We start from the raw sequence: 18,973 nt of genomic DNA on the forward strand, positions 1-18,973 counted from the left end.
CAGTCGATGACGACGACCCGTACGTCGGACGTCGGCGCGACCCTTCAGCAGATCGCCGAGCTGACCGCGTCGGGCTGCCAGATCGTGCGGGTGGCCTGCCCGACGCAGGACGACGCGGACGCCCTGGCGACGATCGCCCGCAAGTCGCAGATCCCGGTCATCGCGGACATCCATTTCCAGCCGAAGTACGTCTTCGCGGCGATCGAGGCGGGCTGCGCGGCGGTCCGTGTCAACCCGGGCAACATCAAGCAGTTCGACGACAAGGTCAGGGAGATCGCGAAGGCGGCGAAGGACCACGGCACGCCGATCCGCATCGGCGTGAACGCGGGCTCCCTGGACCGCCGCCTGCTGCAGAAGTACGGCAAGGCCACGCCGGAGGCACTCGTCGAGTCGGCCCTGTGGGAGGCGTCCCTCTTCGAGGAGCACGACTTCCGCGACATCAAGATCTCGGTGAAGCACAACGACCCGGTCGTGATGATCGAGGCCTACCGCCGGCTGGCCGCCCAGTGCGACTACCCGCTCCACCTCGGCGTCACGGAGGCGGGCCCGGCCTTCCAGGGCACGATCAAGTCGGCGGTCGCCTTCGGCGCGCTCCTCTCCCAGGGCATCGGCGACACGATCCGCGTCTCCCTGTCGGCCCCGCCGGTCGAGGAGGTCAAGGTCGGCAACCAGATCCTGGAGTCCCTGAACCTCAGGCAGCGCGGCCTGGAGATCGTCTCCTGCCCGTCCTGCGGCCGCGCCCAGGTCGACGTCTACAAGCTGGCCGAGGAGGTCACGGCCGGCCTCACCGGCATGGAGGTCCCCCTCCGAGTCGCCGTCATGGGCTGTGTGGTGAACGGCCCCGGCGAGGCCCGGGAGGCAGACCTCGGCGTCGCCTCGGGCAACGGCAAGGGCCAGATCTTCGTCAAGGGCGAGGTCATCAAGACCGTCCCGGAGTCGAAGATCGTGGAGACCCTCATCGAGGAGGCGATGAAGATTGCCGAGCAGATGGAGCGGGACGGCGCCACGGCGGGGGAGCCGGCCGTCACCGTGAGCTGAACAGCACGGAACCGCACGGACCGAAGGGGGCCCGATCGTGACGATCCTGGAGAACATCCGGCAACCACGCGACCTGAGGGCGCTGTCCGAGCCGGAGCTCGGTGAACTGTCCGAAGAAATCAGGGACTTCCTGGTGCACGCGGTCGCCAGGACCGGCGGACACCTCGGGCCCAACCTGGGGGTGGTGGAACTCACCGTCGCACTGCACCGCGTCTTCGAGTCACCGGACGACCGCATCCTGTGGGACACCGGCCACCAGAGCTACGTACACAAGCTTCTGACGGGACGTCAGGACTTCTCCAAGCTGCGCGGAAAGGGCGGCCTGTCCGGCTACCCGTCCCGTGAGGAGTCCGAGCACGACGTCATCGAGAACAGCCATGCCTCCACCGCGCTCGGCTGGGCCGACGGGCTCGCCAAGGCCCGTCAGGTGCAGGGGGAGAAGGGCCATGTGGTCGCGGTCATCGGCGACGGAGCCCTCACCGGGGGCATGGCCTGGGAGGCGCTGAACAACATCGCGGCCGCCAAGGACCGGCCGCTGATCATCGTCGTCAACGACAACGAGCGCTCGTACGCGCCGACCATAGGCGGGCTCGCCAACCACCTGGCGACCCTGCGCACCACCGACGGCTACGAGAAGGTCCTGGCCTGGGGCAAGGACGTCCTGCTGCGGACCCCGGTCGTCGGCCACACCGTGTACGAGTCGCTGCACGGCGCGAAGAAGGGCTTCAAGGACGCCTTCGCCCCGCAGGGCATGTTCGAGGACCTCGGGCTGAAGTACGTCGGGCCGATCGACGGGCACGACATCAAGGCCGTCGAGTCCGCGCTCCGGCGCGCCAAGCGGTTCCACGGGCCGGTGCTGGTGCACTGTCTGACGGAGAAGGGGCGCGGCTACGAGCCGGCGATCGCGCACGAGGAGGACCGCTTCCACACCGTCGGCGCGATGGACCCCCTCACCTGCGCGCCGCTCACGCCGTCGGGCGGGCCGTCCTGGACGTCCGTGTTCGGCGAGGAGATCGTCCGCATCGGCGAGGAGCGCGACGACGTCGTGGCGATCACGGCAGCCATGCTGCACCCGGTGGGGCTCGGCGCCTTCGCCCAGCGGTTCCCGGACCGGGTGTGGGACGTCGGCATCGCCGAGCAGCACGCCGCCGTCAGCGCGGCGGGCCTCGCCACCGGCGGGCTGCACCCGGTCGTCGCGGTCTACGCCACCTTCCTCAACCGGGCCTTCGACCAGCTGCTGATGGACGTGGCGCTGCACCGGTGCGGGGTGACGTTCGTCCTGGACCGGGCCGGGGTCACCGGGGTCGACGGGGCCTCCCACAACGGCATGTGGGACCTGTCGGTGCTCCAGGTCGTGCCGGGGCTCAGGATCGCCGCCCCGCGCGACGCCGAGCAGTTGCGCGCCCAGCTGCGGGAGGCCGTCGCGGTGGACGACGCGCCGACCCTGGTCCGCTTCCCCAAGGAGTCGGTCGGACCGGAGATCCCGGCGGTCGACCAGGTGGGCGGCATGGACGTGCTGCACCGGACGGAGGAGGCGGAGGTGCTGCTGGTCGCCGTGGGCGTCATGGCGCCGGTGTGTCTCCAGGCCGCCGAGCTGCTGGAGTCCAGGGGCGTCAACTGCACGGTGGTGGACCCCCGTTGGGTCAAACCCGTCGACCCGGCCCTGCCCGCCCTCGCCGCCGGTCACCGGCTGGTGGCCGTCGTCGAGGACAACAGCCGTGCGGCGGGCGTCGGTTCGGCCGTCGCCCTGGCCCTGGGGGACGCCGAAGTCGACGTACCCGTACGGCGGTTCGGCATCCCGGAGCAGTTCCTCGCGCACGCCAAACGCGGTGAGGTGCTCGCCGACATCGGTCTCACGCCGGTCGAGATCGCCGGGCGGATCAGCGCGAGCCTGGCCGTCAAGGAGGCCGACGTCCCGGTCGACGGCCCAGTGAAGGAGAAACACGCATGAGCAAGGAGTTCGACCTCGGCGCCCTCCTGGCCGAGCGCGGAGCCGAGCGCTACGAGCTGCACACGAAGTACCTCAACCACCAGCTCCCGCGCATGCTGCACACCATCGGCTTCGACAAGGTCTACGAGCGGGCCGAGGGCGCCCACTTCTGGGACGCCGACGGCAACGACCACCTGGACATGCTCGCCGGGTTCGGGGTGATGGGCCTGGGCCGTCACCACCCCGTCGTCCGCAAGGCGCTGCACGACGTCCTCGACGCCTCCCTCGCCGACCTCACCCGCTTCGACTGCCAGCCCCTGCCCGGGCTGCTCGCGGAACGGCTGCTCGCCCACAGCCCCCACCTGGACCGGGTGTTCTTCGGCAACAGCGGGACGGAGGCGGTGGAGACCGCCCTGAAGTTCGCCCGGCGGGCCACCGGCAGGCCGCGGGTCCTCTACTGCGACCATGCCTTCCACGGCCTGACCACCGGCTCGCTGTCGGTCAACGGCGAGGACGGCTTCCGCGAGGGCTTCGCCCCGCTGCTGCCCGACACGGCCGTACCGCTCGGCGACCTCGACGCCGTGGCGCGGGAGCTGAAGAAGGGCGATGTCGCCGCCCTGATCGTCGAGCCGATCCAGGGCAAGGGGGTGCACGAGGCCCCGCCCGGCTATCTGCGCGCCGCCCAGGAGCTGCTGCACCGGCACAAGGCGCTGCTGATCGCCGACGAGGTGCAGACGGGTCTCGGCCGGACCGGTGACTTCTACGCCTACCAGCACGAGGACGGCGTCGAACCCGACCTGGTGTGCGTGGCCAAGGCGCTCTCCGGCGGCTATGTACCGGTCGGCGCGACCCTCGGCAAGGACTGGATCTTCAAGAAGGTGTACTCGTCGATCGACCGCGTCCTGGTCCATTCGGCGAGCTTCGGCTCCAACGCCCAGGCGATGGCGGCGGGCCTCGCGACCCTGTCCGTCATGGAGAACGAGCAGATCGTGGCCAACGCGCGCGTCATGGGCGACCGGCTGAAGTCCCGGCTGGCGGCGCTGACCGGCACGTACGAGCTCCTCGCCGACGTCCGGGGCCGGGGCCTGATGATCGGCATCGAGTTCGGCCGGCCGAACTCGCTGAAGCTGCGCAGCCGGTGGACCATGCTCCAGACCGCCCGCAAGGGGCTCTTCGCCCAGATGGTGGTCGTGCCGCTGCTCCAGCGGCACCGGATCCTCACCCAGGTCTCCGGCGACCATCTGGAGGTGATCAAGCTGATCCCGCCGCTGGTCGTCGACGAGCGGGACGTGGACCGGTTCGTCGACGCCTTCACCGAGGTGATGGACGACGCCCACAGCGGGGGCGGCCTGATGTGGGACTTCGGCAAGACCCTGATCAAGCAGGCGGTGGCCAACCGGTAGCGTCCGGCGCCCGGAGGATTTGCCTCTGGGGCAAGAAGTTTGCCTCAGGGGCAAGCATCCGGCTGAATGGGCGTATGAGTTCGCCCGACTCGCCGCCCGACTCCTCGCCCGCCCCGGACGACCTGCCGGCCGTGGCCCCGCAGCTGCGGTCCCTGCGCCGCAGGGCGGCCCTCACCCTGGAGGCCGCAGCCCGCGCGGCCGGGCTGTCGCCCGCCCATCTCTCCCGGCTGGAGACCGGGCAGCGCCAGCCCTCGCTGCCGATGCTGCTCGCACTCGCCAGGGTTTACGGTACGACGGTCTCGGACCTGCTCGGCGAGACGGTCGCCGACCGGGACGCCGTGGTCCGCGCCGACGAGTTGGAACCCACCCGTGCCGGCGGCTGGACGTACCGGCAGGCCGGTGCGTCCGGGCGCGGGATGCAGGCCTTGCGGGTGCATGTCCCGCACGGCTCCCAGGGCGACATCGTGCGCGTGCACCCGGGGGAGGAGTGGCTGCACGTCCTGCGCGGGCGGCTGCGGCTGCGCCTCGGGGACACCGCGCATCTGCTCGGCCCCGGGGACAGTGCGCACTTCGACTCGCTGACCCCGCACCGCCTCGCCGCGCAGGACCCCGATGGGGTCGACCTTCTCTTCGTCCACACCCTGCTGCAGAGTCCCACGGCCGCGCTGTGCCTGGGCCCGACCCCTGGAGAGACGTCATGACAAACAGGGAGGAACGGTTCCCGCGCAGTCTCTGGATCCGGCTGATCATCTACATCGCGGCGGGACACGTCTTCGCGGCGTTCCTGTGGTTCCTGTTCGAGGTGGGGGCCAACCAGTAGGGGACGGGGACGGGAGCCACAGGCTCTCAGTCGAGCAGGCGCTCGCGCAGCCGCTCCCGGGTCTCCGGAGCCAGCTTCAGGCCCTTCTCCAGGTAGGGGTCGACGCCACCCCAGGTCTCGTCGATGGTCTCCAGGGCGGCCGCGAGGTATTCCTCGCGGGCGTCGAAGAGGGGGCTGAGCAGCTCCATCACCTCGGGGGTGTACGCGGTCTCCGCCGAGCCGGCCCGCCGCACCTTGTAGCGGCGGTGCTTGGCGTTGGACTCCAGGTAGTCCGCGAGGATCGCCTCGCGCTCCACGCCGACGGCGAGCAGCGTCACCGCGACGGACAGCCCGGCGCGGTCCTTGCCGGCCGCACAGTGCATCAGCGCCGGGACGCTGTCCTCGGCCAGCGAGTGCAGCACGCGCGAGTGCTCGGCCGTACGCCCCCTGATGATCGTGCGGTACGAGGCGATCATCCGGCCGGCGGCCCTGCCGTCCCCCAGAAGGGTGCGCAGCTGCTCTATGTCGCCGTCGCGGACCATCTTCCAGAACTCCGCGCCGTCCGCCGGGTCCGAGAGCGGCAGGTTCACATTGCGCACCCCCGGCAGCTCGACGTCGGGGCCCTCCAGCTTCTGGTCCGCCGCGTTGCGGAAGTCGAAGACCGTGTGCAGGCCCAGGGAGGACAGGAACGCGGCGTCCTCGTCGGTCGCGTGCGCGAGATGGCCGCTGCGGAACAGCACACCGTGCCGCACCCGCCGTCCGTCGGCGGCCGGCAGTCCGCCCACGTCACGGAAGTTGCGCACACCTGCCAGCTCGGGCTCGGTCGACGGGATCTGCTGCGTCACGGGGGCTCCCTCCCGGATCGGACTCCGCCGGCGCGGCTCGGATGGCCGACGGGACCGATTCGACCATACGACATGGATTCCCCGGGCAACGGGTTGTCCACAGCCGGACGAATCCTCGGTCTCCCCAGGTGAACGGTTTGTCCACAGGCGTTGCCGGGCAGGGCGCGCGCACCTGATGATGTTGGGGCTTGATCGCACCTGTTCGAATCAGTGGGGGTTTTGATGCCCGAGACCGTGAAGCCCGAGATCGCCGCGGGCGGCCGTACCTGGCTCCTTTCGGGGCCGACGAGCAGCTATGCCCTCCACCTCACCGAGGCGGACGAACTGGTGCACCTGCACTGGGGCCCGAGGATCGCGCTCGCCGACGCGGAGGCCCTCGCGGCCGTCCCGCTCCAGGGCCGCGCGTCCTTCGAGGCCGGTCTGGACGGCCACGAGGAGTACCCGGTGGAGGGCGGTCCTCGTTTCGTCCGCCCCGCCCTGTCCGTGCGCACCGGCTCCGGGCGCCGCGGCACCGAGTGGACCTTCGAGTCGTACGAGATCCAGGACGCCCAGGACGCCCAGGACGCCCTGGGCCCCGAGGGCGCTGCGGACCCCCGGGACTCGGGGGGCGCCGAGCTGCGGCTGCGTTTCCGGGACGGCGTACTGGTGATCACCCTGCACTACCGGATGCACGGCGACGTCGTGGAGCGCTGGACGAGCCTGCGCAACGAGGGCGAGGAGCCGCTGGAGCTGCTGCGCGCCGACTCCGCCACCTGGACCCTGCCCGAGCGCGACGGCTGGCGGCTGTCGCATCTGCACGGCCGCTGGGCCGCCGAGTCCCGGCTGGTCCAGGCCCCGCTCACCTACGGCGAGAAGATCATCGGCAGTCGGCGCGGCCACACCGGCCACCAGTACCTGCCCTGGGTCGCCCTCGACACCGACGCCACCGAGGAGCGCGGCGAGGTCTACGGCTGCGCCCTCGGCTGGTCCGGCTCCTGGCGGATCGCCGTCGCCCAACTCCCCGACGCGCGCGTGCAGATCACCGGCGGCGCCGGACACGACGACTCCGGTCTGCTGCGGCTGGCGCAGGGGGAGTCCTTCACCACGCCCCTGTTCGCCGGTCTGTGGAGCGACGGCGGCTTCGGCGGCGCCAGCCGCACCTGGCACGCCTACCAGCGCGCCCATGTGATCCCGGACGCCGAGCGGGACCGGCCGGTGCTGTTCAACTCCTGGGAGGCGACCTTCTTCGACATCTCCGAGGAGCAGCAGGCCACCCTCGCCCGGCGGGCCGCGGCGATCGGCGTCGAGCTGTTCGTCGTCGACGACGGCTGGTTCGGCGCCCGCACCGGCGACCACGCCGGTCTCGGCGACTGGTGGCCCAACCCGGACCGCTTCCCGAACGGCCTCAAGCCCCTCGCCGACTACGTGCACGCGCTCGGCATGCAGTTCGGCATCTGGGTCGAGCCCGAGATGGTCAACCCGGACAGCGACCTGTACCGGGCGCACCCCGACTGGGTGCAGTTCCAACCGGGACGAAAGCGGACGGAGTTCCGCAATCAGCTCATGCTGAACCTCGCGCGCGAGGACGTCCAGGAGTACCTCTGGCAACGCCTCGACGGTCTGCTGTCCAGCGCGCCCGTCGACTACGTCAAGTGGGACTTCAACCGCTGCTTCACCGACGCCGGCTGGCCCGACGACCCCTACCCGCAGCGCCTCTGGGTCGACCACGTCCGTGCCCTGTACAACCTGCTGGACCGGCTGCGGGCGGCCCACCCGGGCGTGGCCTTCGAGTCCTGCTCGGGCGGCGGCGGACGGATCGACCTCGGCATCCTCGCCCGTACCGACCAGGTGTGGACCTCCGACAACACCGACCCGCTCGACCGGCTCGACATCCAGCACGGCTTCAGTCAGATCCATCCCGCGCGCGTGATGGCCGCCTGGGTCACCGACAGCCCCAACGCCCAGCTCAACGGCCGGATCAGCTCGCTGCGCTTCCGGTTCGTCAGCGCCATGGCGGGGGTGCTCGGCGTCGGCGGGGACCTCTCCGAGTGGACCGAGGAGGAACTCGCCGAAGCCCGCCGCTGGGTCGACCTCTACAAGGAGATCCGGCCCCTCGTCCAGCACGGCGACCAGTACCGGCTGCGTCCCCCGGCGGGTGGACTGAGTGCCGTCCAGTACGTCCGCGGCGACGAGACCGTCGTCCTCGCCTGGCTCCAGGCGCAGCGCTACGGCGAACCCGTCCCCGCGCTGCGACTGCGTGGCGTCGACCCGACAGCGTCGTACGAATGCCGTGAAACGGGCGAAGTGCACCGAGGTGCGGTGCTGTTGCACCACGGGCTGCGGACCGGGCTGCGCGGTGACCTCGATGCGACGGTTATCCGCCTGCGTCGGATCTGAGGTTTCTGTCCTAATTGAAACCTTAGTTCCAACTCGCTCTGGAATAAGGAATCCTGGAGAGCCGTCACGTGAGCAGGGTCATATCCGTGACCCTGCGTCGCCCGTCATGTTCACGTAATCAAAGTGCTTTTCAAGGGCGTTAGGCGAAATTTCCGGTGCTCGTTGCACGGAGCGTCACTGGGAATTCGCACAGCGGATCAAGAGAAAGGCATTAACCGGGCAACCACTGCTTGTTCCTGTGCGTCTGGGTCGCTTACGTTCCAGACCAATCCGGACGGACGCCGAATCCTGCCGCCGCCCGGAATCCGCACACTCACCCGTGCACGGCAGGAGCGGGGGACCCACAGGCAGAACCGCCTGTTCCGGTCTCCGGAACAGGCTTGGGGTAAAGCCGCGACCCGTCGCGGCCGGACATCTCCCGTCCGCACCCGACAGCTCACCTCGCAGGCGCCGGAGAGGAATTCGCCATGCCCGCGAAGGGTAAGCACCGCCGCCCGAAGACCCTGCGCTTCACCCGTTCCATCGCCGTCGCCGGAACCGGCGGAGCGGCACTCGCCCTCCCGCTCATGGGAGCCACCGGCGCCCACGCGGCCACCCCGCAGTCCGTTTCCCAGAGCGCTTCCCAGTCGGTCGCGCAGACGGTCTCCCAGTCGGTCGCGGAAAGCGCCGTCGAGGCCGCGTCGACGACCCGGAAGTCCGCCGCCAAGAGCACGAAGACCTACACCGTGCGGGCCGGCGACTACCTCGCCAAGATCGCCGACGAGCAGCGGGTCAGCGGCGGCTGGCAGAAGCTGTACGCGGACAACCGCGAGGCCGTCGGCAGCAACCCCTCGCTGATCCACCCCGGCCTCGAACTGTCGATCGGCGCGAAGGCCGCGAGCACCAAGTCCTCGTCCGGTTCGTCCGGTTCCTCCTCCTCTTCGTCGAAGGCGTCGAAGTCGTCGACCACGAAGTCCTCATCCTCGTCCTCGGAGTCCTCCGACTCGAAGGCGTCCTCGTCCTCCTCGAACGCGGCCACCCAGGCCGCCGGGAGCGGCACCGGCACCTCCAGTGGCTACACCGCCCCGGTGTCCGGCGCTACCGTGGGCACCAACTACCGCGTGGCCGGCAGCATGTGGTCCAGCGGCTACCACACCGGTGTCGACTTCGTCGTCCCGACCGGTACCTCGCTGAAGGCCGTCGCCGCGGGCACGGTCGTCTCCGCGGGCTGGGGCGGCGCGTACGGCAACCAGGTCGTCATCAAGCTGGGCGACGGCTACTACGCGCAGTACGCCCACCTGTCCCAGCTCTCGGTCTCGGCCGGTCAGACGGTGACCGCGGGTCAGCAGATCGGTCTCTCCGGTGCGACCGGCAACGTGACCGGCCCGCACCTGCACTTCGAGATCCGCACCACGCCGAACTACGGCTCCGACGTGGACCCGGTCGCCTACCTCCGCTCCCACGGCGTCACCGTCGGCTGACCCCGCTGACGTCGATCGCCGAGCACGCCTGACACGCGGAGCGAAGGCCGGACCCCGAGCCCCGGGGCCGGCCTTCGCTCCGCGTGTTCGTGATCGCCGTATTGCGGTCTTGTGGCGTCCCTTTTCGCCCCGTCGACAGCCGGGGCAGGGTGGGGACACAGTGATCCTCGTGAGGGGAAAGCGCTTTCCCCGAAGGGCCGCCGCGGACACGGGGAGACCGAGATCCGCCGGATTCCCCGGCCCTCCGTCACCACGACCCGAGGAGCCGATCGACGTGACGACCACGCGTAGAGCATTCGGAGCACTGGCCGCCGGTGCCGCACTGACAGCCCTGGCCGCGGGGACCGCGGTGGGTGCCCCGCGCCGCCACCACCGGCTGATCGCCCGCGACGACTTCCGTCACGGCCTCGGACAGTGGGCCGTGGAACTGGAGCGGGGCGGGACCGTCACGGCCTCGCACGGGGTCCTGGAGGTCGACGTGCCGGCCGGGGCGACCGTCTGGTTCAAGCGGCCGCTCGAAGGACCGTACGTCCTCGAGTACGTCGCGACGCCCGTCTCCGCGGGCGGCGTCAACGACCGTGTCTCCGACCTCAACAACTTCTGGAACGCCGTCGACGTCCGCTCCCCGGACGACCTCTTCGCCACCCCGCGCGGCGGCGCCCTCGCCGAGTACGACTACCTCAGGGCGTACTACGTCGGCTACGGCGCCAACTCCAACACCACCACCCGGCTGCGCCGCTACGTCGGCGAGGCGGGCGTACGGCCGCTCGTCCACGACTACACCGAGCCGCTGCTCGTGGCGAACGAGCCGCACCACGTCCGGATCGTGTCCGACGGCTCCACCGTGCGCTGGTGGAACAACGGGCGGCTCGTCTTCGACCACACCGACCCGGAGCCGTACACCCGAGGGCACTTCGCGTTCCGCACCACCTGGAGTCATTTCCGCATCGGCAGCTTCCGGGTGTGGTCGCCTATTCCCTGATTGGCCAATTCTTTAGGAGTGTCTTATCTCACCGCCCGTCAACCCCTTCCTACGGTCGCGTAGGTCACATTCGAAGGGGAATCATGAACGGCTGTGGCAGACGATTCGAAGAGTGACGAAAGATCAGTGATCGGGTCGTACGTGGCGGTGGGGGACAGCTTCACCGAGGGCGTCGGCGACCCCGGCCCCGACGGGGCGTTCGTCGGCTGGGCCGACCGGTTCGCGGTACTGCTCGCGGACCGGCGGCCCGAGGGCGACTTCGGGTACACCAACCTCGCGGTGCGCGGAAAACTGCTCGACCAGATCATGGAGGACCAGCTGCCGCGGGCCGTCGAGCTCGCGCCGGACCTGGTCTCCTTCTGCGCCGGCGGCAACGACATCATCCGCCCCGGTACCGACCCCGACGAAGTCGCCGAGCGCTTCGAGCGCGCGATCGCCGCACTGACCGCCGTCGCCGGCACGGTCATGGTGACCACCGGCTTCGACACCCGGGGCGTTCCCGTGCTCAAGCATCTGCGCGGGAAGATCGCCACGTACAACGGGCATGTACGGGCCGTCGCGGACCGGTACGGGTGCCCGGTGCTGGACCTGTGGTCCCTGAAGTCCGTGCAGGACCGGCGGGCCTGGGACGACGACCGGCTGCACCTGTCTCCCGAGGGGCACACGCGCGTGGCGCTGCGGGCCGGGCAGGTGCTCGGGCTCCAGGTGCCGGCGGATCCCGAGCAGGCGTGGCCGCCGTTGCCGCCGCGGGGGACGCTGGATGTGCGGCGGGACGATGTGCACTGGGCGCGGGAGTATCTCGTGCCGTGGATCGGGCGGCGGCTGCGGGGGGAGTCGTCCGGGGACCATGTGACGGCGAAGGGCGCGTTGTCGCCGGAGGACATCCGGATGCGGATCGCTTCGGTGGCGTGAGGGGTGGGTGGCGGTCGGGTTTTCCCGCCCCCGCCGCCCTTACCCGCTCCCATCCCCTGGGGGCGCTGCCCCCAGACCCCCGGTTCGCATCCCCTGGGGCTCTACTCTCCGGACCTGCGGGTTCGCGTTCCCTGGGGCTCTGCCCCTGGCCCGCCGGTTCGCATCCCCTGGGGCTCTACTCTCCGGACCTGCGGGTTCGCGTTCTCTGGGGCTCTGCCCCCGGCCCGCCGGTTTGCGTTCTCTGGGGCTCTGCCCCTGGCTCGCCGGTTTGCGTTCTCTGGGGCTCTACTCTCCGGACCTGCGGGTTTGCGTTCTCTGGGGCTCTGCCCCCGGTCCCCGGTTTGCGTTCCCTGGGGCTCTGCCCCCGGCCCCCCGGTTCGCGTTCCCTGGGGTTCCGCCCCCCGACCCCTGTTCGGCCCTCAAGGGGCCTCGGCCTCAAGTGTTGGACGGGCTGGTTCGTCCAATCCGAGTTCTTTGGCCAGCGCATCTTCCACCCACTCCTGTGCCCGGACCCGTGACACCGTGCCGCCGTATGAGGTCAGCTGGACGGCCAGGCCGTCCAGGAGGGCCGTCAGACGCAGGGCCGTGGCGGTGGGGTCGGGGCAGGCGAACTCGCCGGCGGCCACGCCCTCGGCGATCACCTCGGCCAGCGCCGCCTTCCACTCACGGTCGAGGTCCCGGGCGACCTCCCGCAGCGCGGGCTCGCGCAGGGACGCCGCCCAGCCCTCGATCCACAGCCGCCAGCCCTTGGCCTGGCCGGTGGGCGCGTACCAGCGCACGGCCGCCCGCAGCCGGCGCAGCGCGCTCGTCCGGCGGCCGAGCAGCTTGCGCAGGTGGTCCAGGTCGTCCTCGGCGGCGTACGCGAAGGCGGCGGCGACCAGCTTCTCCTTGGTCGAGAAGTGGTAGAGGACCAGCGCGTTGCTCACGCCGAGCGCCGCGGCCACGTCGGCGATCCTGACCGCCGCCACGCCCCGCGCCTCGATCTGCTCGATGGCCGCCCGCAGCAGCTCCGCACGCCGCTCGGCCACGCTCAACCGGACCCTCGCCACGCCGTCACCCTACACAGGGGCCCTGTGCGGCACCGGTCCGCAGAGCGCGCTCGACCTGCGTCGACGCCCTCAGCGGTGGCTGCCGAACCGCTCCGCGATCACCGGCAGCCGCTCGGCCGCGACCGCGTGCGCGGCGGCCCGGGGCGTCGTCCCGTCCGCCTCGGCGCGCGCCAGGACCAGCTCCACCAGCGCGCGCATCGCACGGCGGGTGTACGCGAACGCCTCGTCCGCGTCCGCGCCGACGTCCCCGAACAGCGTCCACCACCACCAGGCGTTCGTCCCGGAGTTGACCACGACGTCCGGCAGTACGGTCACCCCGCGCGCGTGGAGCGACACCTCCGCCTCCGGCAGCACCGGCATGTTGGCCGCCTCGGCGATCCAGCGGGCCGTGATCCGCTGCTGCTCCTCGGCGCCGATCGCGTACGACACCGCCGCGGGCACCAGCACCTCCGCGTCGGCCGACAGCCAGGCGTCACCCGGCAGTTCGCGGTCGCCGGGCCGCAGCACCGAGCGGTCCACCGTGCCGTGGGCGTCGCGCGCGAACAGCAGCGCCTCCACGTCCAGCCCGGCCGGGTTGGCGATCGTGCCCTTGACGTCGGCGACGGCCACCACCGTCAGCCCCGCGCGCGTGAGGAAGCGTGCCGTGGCCCCGCCCATCGTGCCGAGCCCCTGGAGCGCCACCCGCGTCCCCGCGTACGGCACCCCGGCCCGGTCCAGGGCGGTCAGCACCGACTCGGCGACCCCGCAGCCGCCGACCAGTTCGTCCAGCCCGATGCCGTCCACCTCGACCGCGAAGGCGTCCGCGAGCCGTGCACGGGCCGCCGTCTCGTCGTCGAGCAGCGGATAGACGGCCTGCACCGACGAGACCAGCCCCGCCTCGGCGGCCGCCCGGTCCACCAGGTCCTGGCTCAGCCCCAGGTCCTCGCCGGTGGTCCAGCAGCTCTCCACGTACGGCCGTACCGCCCGCAGATAGCGGACCAGCAGGCCGTACGCCTCCGGGTCCCGGGGATCGCAGTCGATGCCTCCCTTGGCCCCGCCCAGGGGGACGTACCGCGCCTCGGGGTCGTAGTGCAGCGCCTCCTTCAGGCTCATCCCGCGCGCGAGGCCCGTCACCTCCTCCAGGGTGCAGCCCTCCCGCATCCGCAGACCGCCGCTGCACACCCCGCGCACCAGCCGGTCGACCACCAGATGGCCGCGGCGGCCGGTGACCTCGTCCGTCCAGGTGAGGGACAACAGAGGGGCGGCGCGCATGGGGACTCCTCGGACCAGGTCGCTACTGAACAGTGGGTCAGTATCGGGAGCCTGGGCACGGGCTGTCAACGCGCTGTCGGAGGGGGCGACCATAATGGAATGCCTCAGCGACTCCACCTGGAGGTACCGTGTCCGGTTTCCGTTCCCTGAGCTCCGGGCTCCGCGCACTGCAGCCCGAGGGCTTCGGCGCGGACCCGAGCGGTGAGCGCATGGCGCGCATCCGCAGATCGCCCCACTTCAAGGACGGGGTCTTCCAGAACCCCGGCGGCCCCGCCCGCACCCGCCCGTCGGGTTCGGCGATGGACTTCGCCAAGGTCTTCTTCGACAAGGAGCAGCGGCCCCGCCGCGCCCCCGTGGGCACGGTCCCGGTGCACGCGACGACCCTCGCCGACCTCGCCAAGCCACCCGCCACGGGTCTCAGACTGACCTGGATGGGCCATTCCAGCGTCCTCGCCGAGATCGACGGGCAGCGGGTGCTGTTCGACCCCGTCTGGGGCGAGCGCTGCTCCCCGTTCTCCTTCGCCGGACCCAAGCGGCTGCACCCGGTGCCGCTGCCGCTGGCCGCGCTGGGCCCGGTCGACGTCGTCGTCATCTCCCACGACCACTACGACCACCTGGACATGCCCACGATCAAGGCGCTGGCCGGGACGGACACCCTCTTCGCGGTACCGCTCGGCGTCGGCGCCCATCTGGAGTACTGGGGCGTGTCGGCGGACCGGCTGCGCGAGCTGGACTGGCACGAGGCGACCAAGGTCGGCGGACTCACCCTCACCGCCACCCCGGCCCGCCACTTCTGCGGCCGCGGCCTGCGCAACACGCAGCACACCCTCTGGGCCTCCTGGGTGGTCGCCGGAGAGGAGCACCGCGTCTACCACAGCGGCGACACCGGCTACTTCGAGGGCTTCCAGGACATCGGCGCCGACCACGGCCCGTTCGACGCGACGATGATCCAGATCGGCGCGTACTCGGACTTCTGGCCCGACATCCACATGACGCCGGAGGAGGGCGTGCGCGCGCACCTCGACCTCCAGGGCGGCGCGCCGGGCGGTGTCCTGCTGCCGATCCACTGGGGCACCTTCAATCTCGCCACGCACGCGTGGGCGGAGCCCGGGCAGTGGACGAAGGACGCGGGCGAGGAGGCCGGTCAGCCGGTGGCGAGCCCGCGGCCCGGCGAGCCGTTCGAGCCCGCGGGCGGGCTCCCCACGGACCCGTGGTGGACGGCGGCCTCCCACCCGATCGCCCGCCCGTGGCTTCCGTCCGAGCCGCGCAAGCCCGCCGTCGAGCCCGAGCCCCGGAAGGACGATCTCGACCTCGCGGGCGACCGCTGACGCCCGCGCGGACGGGAGACGGGCCGGGACGCGCGCGGGAGGCCGGTGCGTCCCAGCCCGCCCCGCCGCTCCGGCAGAGCCGGGAACGGGCGTCGGACTTCCGGCCGGTGCCCTCCGTCGGCCGGAGGGGCGAGAGTGTGCGAGTGACAGTGAATGGTGCGTAGCGGGGACCGGAGGCGGGCTCGTCGACAAGGACGTGCCTCCCGGCGACGTGGTCGTCTCAACCCGGTCGGAGACGCCGTAGCGTTACATGTTCTGGGAGGCCGCTCAGCCCCTGCCCGGGGTGCGGCGACCACCGATGATCATCGGTGTGTGAAGACAGAAGATCAGGAGTGGCCGCACGTCACAGCATAGATCCAGCCCGCTGGCAGGACATGTCACCGGTGTGCCCGCACTATTCGGGGTGAGCGACTCGCGCGGAACGGACGCCTACCCCTTTGCCGCTTTCAGCCGCTGGGCCGCCGTGTCGCCGCGCCGACCGACCGGTACGACACCTGTTGCGGCGCCGAGGCCGTATGCGGGCATGTCGACGTACACCGATTCGTAGGAGCCTGCCGGGACGATGAACGTCTCGTGCCAGATACCCACATGCCCCTTCCCGGCGCGTGCTCGTCGGTTGAACGCTGTCCATGCGGGCCGGTGCTCCTTGTCCTGCTGGTGGGCGTAGGCGAGGAGCCGTTCCTTGTCGGTCCAGTACTGGACGACGTAGAAGTCTCGGAGGCTGCCGTAGAGCACCTTGTAGCCGAGAAGTCCGCTGGTCTTTTCCTGGGACAGCTCACGCAGCATTCGCGGCATCGACATGAATGCCGGCAACCAGCTGGAGAGTGCTCGCAGCCGGTTGATCCGTAGCCCGATGTGGAAGATTACGACGTCGCCTTCGGCGGCAGCGGTGTTGCGACCTGGAACTACTTTCCCGGACATGATTCCCCTTTGTTCCCCCTGCGACGGCTCAGGTCGGCCGGATGGCTGATCTGGACTTCGAACGAATCTCAGCGGTGTTGTCGCGGGAGCGCCTGTTCCTGCACGGCTGTCTCGATGAGGCCCACCGTCGCGCCCGGTCGGGAGACGAACACCATGTGCGAGGCACCCTCGACCACCTGGGTCTTCGCGCCGGAGCGCTGGGCCATGAACTCCTGCGTCGCCGGTGGGATGATCCTGTCGGCGCCGCTGATCAGGTTGTAGTTCGGGATGGTGTGCCATGCCTGCGGACCGGTGGCGGGCTCACCGAGGGCGGCGCCGGTGGCCGGGCGTTGCGTGATCGAGTAGAGGGCGGCTTCCTCCGCGGACACGTCGGCCGCGAAATGGGGATGAAAGACCTTGGGGTCGATGTAGAGGTCCGCCTGTCCGTCGGGCAGCGGCACAGGCTTCAGGGACTCTCCCACCGTGCTGCCCGGGAACCGCTCGACCAGTGCTTGCGCGCTCTCGCCCGCTTCAGGCACGAACGCCGCCAGGTAGACCAGCGCTTTCACGTTCGCGTTTCCCTCGGCGGCAGTGGAGATGACGGCACCGCCGTAAGAGTGCCCGACCAGCACGATCGGTCCCTCGATGCTGTCCAGCAGTGCCTTGACGTTGGCCGCGTCAAAGGCGAGCCCTCGAAGGGGATTCGGCGCGGCGACCACTGGATAGCCGTCGGCGACAAGCCGCTTGGCGACGGCGTTGAAGCCGCTGCTGTCAGCAAAGGCTCCGTGTACGAGCACGATCGTCGGATTCCCGCTCACCAGGGATCAACCTCTCTTTCGGACGACGGCCGACACGGGCCCGAGCGGTTGGCGGCTTCGCCCACACCGTCCGGCCGACGACCACTTCTTTGAACTGCGACTTCAGGGAACGTCCGCCGACCCGAGATCGTGCGCCGGCCGGCAGATCAATTCAGCGACGACGGCACGGCTCAACCCCCTCGCGCTCGACGCAAAGCTATGGCGTCGCACTGGACGCGAATTGAAGGAGACCAGGACCCGGTTCCCGGCGGTCTTCACGGATCATTCAGTCGAGGTCAAGCCGGTTCGACCAGTCCGAGCCCTCGGCGGACGGATGACCGGGGGTTGCAGATGGTGTCGGACGAGGAAGCCGATGTGGTGGTGATCGGGTCGGGTGGTTCTCCCGCGCCCGGCGATACCGGATCGGCACCGGGCTGCATGACATGAGCGCGAGCGTCGGCCCGTTCCTCGCGTTCATGGCCGGGCAGTGCGGGCGAGACCCACAGCGGCCGCCCGCCCTCGCCCCGCTCGTGGCCGGCTTCGGCATCTCCGTGGGCACCACCCACGCCTGCACCGCCGCGGTGATCAGCCTGCTCGCCGACCATGCACCGCGTCGACCCCGGGTACTGCGAAGCGACGATCCGCAACGCCGCGATCGTCGGCAGACACCTTGTCGTCGTCACGGCTGGGCAGTTGACGGATCCCGACCGGGGACCGGCACGTCGAAGCAGTTCAGCACCATCGCGATGAGGCAGTAGCTGCCGATGAGGAACACGAGCTCGCCGACCCCGTCATGGCCCAGCAACTGCGTGGCCCGGTCGTATGTGGAGTCCGGCAGTATGCGCCCGGAGGTCAACGCCATCGCGACGTCGTGGGCGACGGCCTGTTCGTCACTCAGCCCGGAGGGTCGCCCGCCCGCCGCCAAGGTCGCGATCTGTGCCGCCGCAAGGCCGACCTCATCCGCCGTCTGCTCGTGTGCGTACAGCAGGTACCGGGCGCCGTAGGCGCCGCCGACGGTGAGGATCGCCACCTCGCGAACGATGGGATCGAGGCGAGCCTCGGCTGCGACCGCCCGCTGCAGAAACAGTGCCGGAACCCCGAACGTGGGGAAGTGCAGCATCGCCGCGAACGGCCCGACGAGCGCGCCGTCGTCGTCGAGGATGACGACGCGGCCCTGCTCCTCGGTGACGAGGCCGGCGATGCCGTCATGCACCTCGCGGAGTTGAGGGTCGAGCTCATCGGGTGGGATGGGTCGAACGCGCATACGATGCTCCTCCTCGGAGTCCGTCGGTGTACTGGCCGTCGATGAGCACGAAGGCGACCCGGCAGTTCGTAGCCGACCGGTTTGCCCACGCGTGGTTGGTGCCGCGCTGAATCACGATGTCTCCGGTGCGGACGACGGTCTCGCCATCGTCGAGAACCAGCGTGAGCTCGCCCTCGATGACGATCCCGTAGTCGATCGTCTGCGTGCGGTGCATCAACGGATGCGGGGCGCCGGCAGCGGACCGTGCGGCGTCGGCACCGCCCATCTCCCCGAACTTCTCGGCCGCCTCGGCCCCCGTCAGGTTCCGGATCCGGTCGTCCTCCGGAGGGAAGTCGATCACCCGGATGCGAGTGCCACGCTCGGGAGGCCCGAGCACCAGACCGTCCTCCGCCGGCTCACCCGACTGCCGGTCGATGACGGCCGGCGTCTGGCGTGTGTTCCACACCTCATAGAAGATCGGGCCACCAGGCCCGCCGATCTCCACCACGCGAGTCGGCGGTGCGTCCTGCGTGATCACCGCACGGTCGGACGCGTCATGGCCGGTCACGATTCTCCGGAACGGTTGCACTGGGCTCATAGGGTGAGTCCTGCCCCTTTCGGCTGATGTGGACATTCAAGGTCATCGCGTCAGTGAGGTAA

17 protein-coding genes and 1 riboswitch are annotated in these 18,973 nt (G+C 70.5%); of the genes, 10 read left to right on the forward strand and 7 right to left on the reverse strand.

From position 1 onward, the window contains the following. The 5 genes from ispG to ACLZN2_RS44920 all read left to right on the forward strand — a co-directional run. Nucleotides 1-1,038, forward strand: a 1,038-nt coding sequence (ispG, locus tag ACLZN2_RS44900) for a flavodoxin-dependent (E)-4-hydroxy-3-methylbut-2-enyl-diphosphate synthase (RefSeq protein WP_416985657.1), incomplete at its 5' end; no start/stop codon positions are given. Between the two features lie 37 nt (nt 1,039-1,075). Beyond that, nucleotides 1,076-2,989, forward strand: a complete 1,914-nt coding sequence (dxs, locus tag ACLZN2_RS44905) for a 1-deoxy-D-xylulose-5-phosphate synthase (RefSeq protein ID WP_416985659.1) — start codon at nt 1,076-1,078, stop codon at nt 2,987-2,989. Then, complete coding sequence (locus ACLZN2_RS44910) at nt 2,986-4,371, forward strand: aspartate aminotransferase family protein (protein ID WP_416985661.1); 1,386 nt, start codon at nt 2,986-2,988, stop codon at nt 4,369-4,371. The genes dxs and ACLZN2_RS44910 overlap by 4 nt, the downstream gene beginning before the upstream one ends. 74 nt (nt 4,372-4,445) lie before the next feature. Continuing rightward, nucleotides 4,446-5,072, forward strand: coding sequence for a helix-turn-helix domain-containing protein (locus tag ACLZN2_RS44915; protein ID WP_416985663.1), 627 nt, complete (start codon nt 4,446-4,448; stop codon nt 5,070-5,072). Next, on the forward strand, nt 5,069-5,191 hold the full coding sequence (locus tag ACLZN2_RS44920) for a DUF6126 family protein (protein ID WP_416985664.1): 123 nt from the start codon (nt 5,069-5,071) through the stop codon (nt 5,189-5,191). Before ACLZN2_RS44915 ends, ACLZN2_RS44920 begins: the two co-directional genes overlap by 4 nt. A 26-nt stretch (nt 5,192-5,217) precedes the next feature. On the opposite strand, the gene ACLZN2_RS44925 is transcribed toward ACLZN2_RS44920, so the two are convergent. Beyond that, the gene (locus tag ACLZN2_RS44925) at nt 5,218-6,015 is read right to left on the reverse strand and encodes a tyrosine-protein phosphatase (RefSeq protein ID WP_416985665.1); all 798 of its coding nucleotides are present in this window, start codon (nt 6,013-6,015) and stop codon (nt 5,218-5,220) included. A gap of 222 nt (nt 6,016-6,237) precedes the next feature. Between ACLZN2_RS44925 and ACLZN2_RS44930 the strand changes: the two genes are divergently transcribed. The 4 genes from ACLZN2_RS44930 (at nt 6,238) to ACLZN2_RS44945 (ending at nt 11,745) form a co-directional block, all read left to right on the forward strand. Further along, nucleotides 6,238-8,391, forward strand: coding sequence for an alpha-galactosidase (locus ACLZN2_RS44930; protein ID WP_416985667.1), 2,154 nt, complete (start codon nt 6,238-6,240; stop codon nt 8,389-8,391). 304 nt (nt 8,392-8,695) lie between these two features. Continuing rightward, nucleotides 8,696-8,854: riboswitch (cyclic di-AMP (ydaO/yuaA leader) on the forward strand. Between the two features lie 4 nt (nt 8,855-8,858). Continuing rightward, nucleotides 8,859-9,851 carry a M23 family metallopeptidase gene (locus tag ACLZN2_RS44935; protein ID WP_416985669.1) on the forward strand — a complete coding sequence of 331 codons (993 nt, stop codon included), beginning with the start codon at nt 8,859-8,861 and terminating at the stop codon, nt 9,849-9,851. A gap of 274 nt (nt 9,852-10,125) precedes the next feature. Continuing rightward, the gene (locus ACLZN2_RS44940) at nt 10,126-10,833 is read left to right on the forward strand and encodes a DUF6250 domain-containing protein (RefSeq protein WP_416985671.1); all 708 of its coding nucleotides are present in this window, start codon (nt 10,126-10,128) and stop codon (nt 10,831-10,833) included. 126 nt (nt 10,834-10,959) lie between these two features. Next, a complete protein-coding gene (locus ACLZN2_RS44945; RefSeq protein ID WP_416985673.1) occupies nt 10,960-11,745 on the forward strand; it encodes an SGNH/GDSL hydrolase family protein in 786 nt (261 codons plus the stop codon). A gap of 419 nt (nt 11,746-12,164) precedes the next feature. Here ACLZN2_RS44945 and ACLZN2_RS44950 read toward each other — a convergent pair whose 3' ends face one another. Then, nucleotides 12,165-12,794, reverse strand: coding sequence for a TetR/AcrR family transcriptional regulator (locus tag ACLZN2_RS44950; RefSeq protein WP_416985675.1), 630 nt, complete (start codon nt 12,792-12,794; stop codon nt 12,165-12,167). 69 nt (nt 12,795-12,863) lie between these two features. Beyond that, nucleotides 12,864-14,045 (reverse strand): Glu/Leu/Phe/Val dehydrogenase dimerization domain-containing protein, encoded by a 1,182-nt coding sequence (locus ACLZN2_RS44955; RefSeq protein ID WP_416985677.1) that lies wholly within the window; start codon nt 14,043-14,045, stop codon nt 12,864-12,866. Between the two features lie 128 nt (nt 14,046-14,173). Here ACLZN2_RS44955 and ACLZN2_RS44960 point away from each other — a divergent pair, with 128 nt between their 5' ends. Beyond that, nucleotides 14,174-15,373 carry an MBL fold metallo-hydrolase gene (locus tag ACLZN2_RS44960; protein WP_416985679.1) on the forward strand — a complete coding sequence of 400 codons (1,200 nt, stop codon included), beginning with the start codon at nt 14,174-14,176 and terminating at the stop codon, nt 15,371-15,373. A gap of 429 nt (nt 15,374-15,802) precedes the next feature. Here ACLZN2_RS44960 and ACLZN2_RS44965 read toward each other — a convergent pair whose 3' ends face one another. The 4 genes from ACLZN2_RS44965 to ACLZN2_RS44980 all read right to left on the reverse strand — a co-directional run bounded on the left by ACLZN2_RS44965 (nt 15,803) and on the right by ACLZN2_RS44980 (nt 18,821). Then, entirely contained in the window at nt 15,803-16,294 is a 492-nt protein-coding gene (locus ACLZN2_RS44965; RefSeq protein WP_416985681.1) for a DUF4188 domain-containing protein, read from the reverse strand. A gap of 68 nt (nt 16,295-16,362) precedes the next feature. Further along, nucleotides 16,363-17,091, reverse strand: a complete 729-nt coding sequence (locus ACLZN2_RS44970; protein ID WP_416985682.1) for an alpha/beta fold hydrolase — start codon at nt 17,089-17,091, stop codon at nt 16,363-16,365. A 658-nt stretch (nt 17,092-17,749) separates the two neighbouring features. Continuing rightward, on the reverse strand, nt 17,750-18,283 hold the full coding sequence (locus ACLZN2_RS44975) for a carboxymuconolactone decarboxylase family protein (RefSeq protein ID WP_416985684.1): 534 nt from the start codon (nt 18,281-18,283) through the stop codon (nt 17,750-17,752). A gap of 22 nt (nt 18,284-18,305) precedes the next feature. Continuing rightward, nucleotides 18,306-18,821, reverse strand: coding sequence for a cupin domain-containing protein (locus ACLZN2_RS44980; protein WP_416985686.1), 516 nt, complete (start codon nt 18,819-18,821; stop codon nt 18,306-18,308). Between the last annotated feature and the right edge of the window lie 152 nt (nt 18,822-18,973).

The sequence above is a fragment of the Streptomyces sp. T028 genome (assembly GCF_048159505.1).
Lineage (GTDB): Bacteria > Actinomycetota > Actinomycetes > Streptomycetales > Streptomycetaceae > Streptomyces.

Coding starts and splice junctions, on each gene's coding strand:
- ACLZN2_RS44910 (WP_416985661.1), top strand. CDS start 2,986: ATGAGCAAGGAGTTCGACCTCGGCGCCCTCCTGGCCGAGCGCGGAGCC.
- ACLZN2_RS44915 (WP_416985663.1), top strand. CDS start 4,446: ATGAGTTCGCCCGACTCGCCGCCCGACTCCTCGCCCGCCCCGGACGAC.
- ACLZN2_RS44920 (WP_416985664.1), top strand. CDS start 5,069: ATGACAAACAGGGAGGAACGGTTCCCGCGCAGTCTCTGGATCCGGCTG.
- ACLZN2_RS44930 (WP_416985667.1), top strand. CDS start 6,238: ATGCCCGAGACCGTGAAGCCCGAGATCGCCGCGGGCGGCCGTACCTGG.
- ACLZN2_RS44935 (WP_416985669.1), top strand. CDS start 8,859: ATGCCCGCGAAGGGTAAGCACCGCCGCCCGAAGACCCTGCGCTTCACC.
- ACLZN2_RS44955 (WP_416985677.1), bottom strand. CDS start 14,045: ATGCGCGCCGCCCCTCTGTTGTCCCTCACCTGGACGGACGAGGTCACC.
- ACLZN2_RS44965 (WP_416985681.1), bottom strand. CDS start 16,294: ATGTCCGGGAAAGTAGTTCCAGGTCGCAACACCGCTGCCGCCGAAGGC.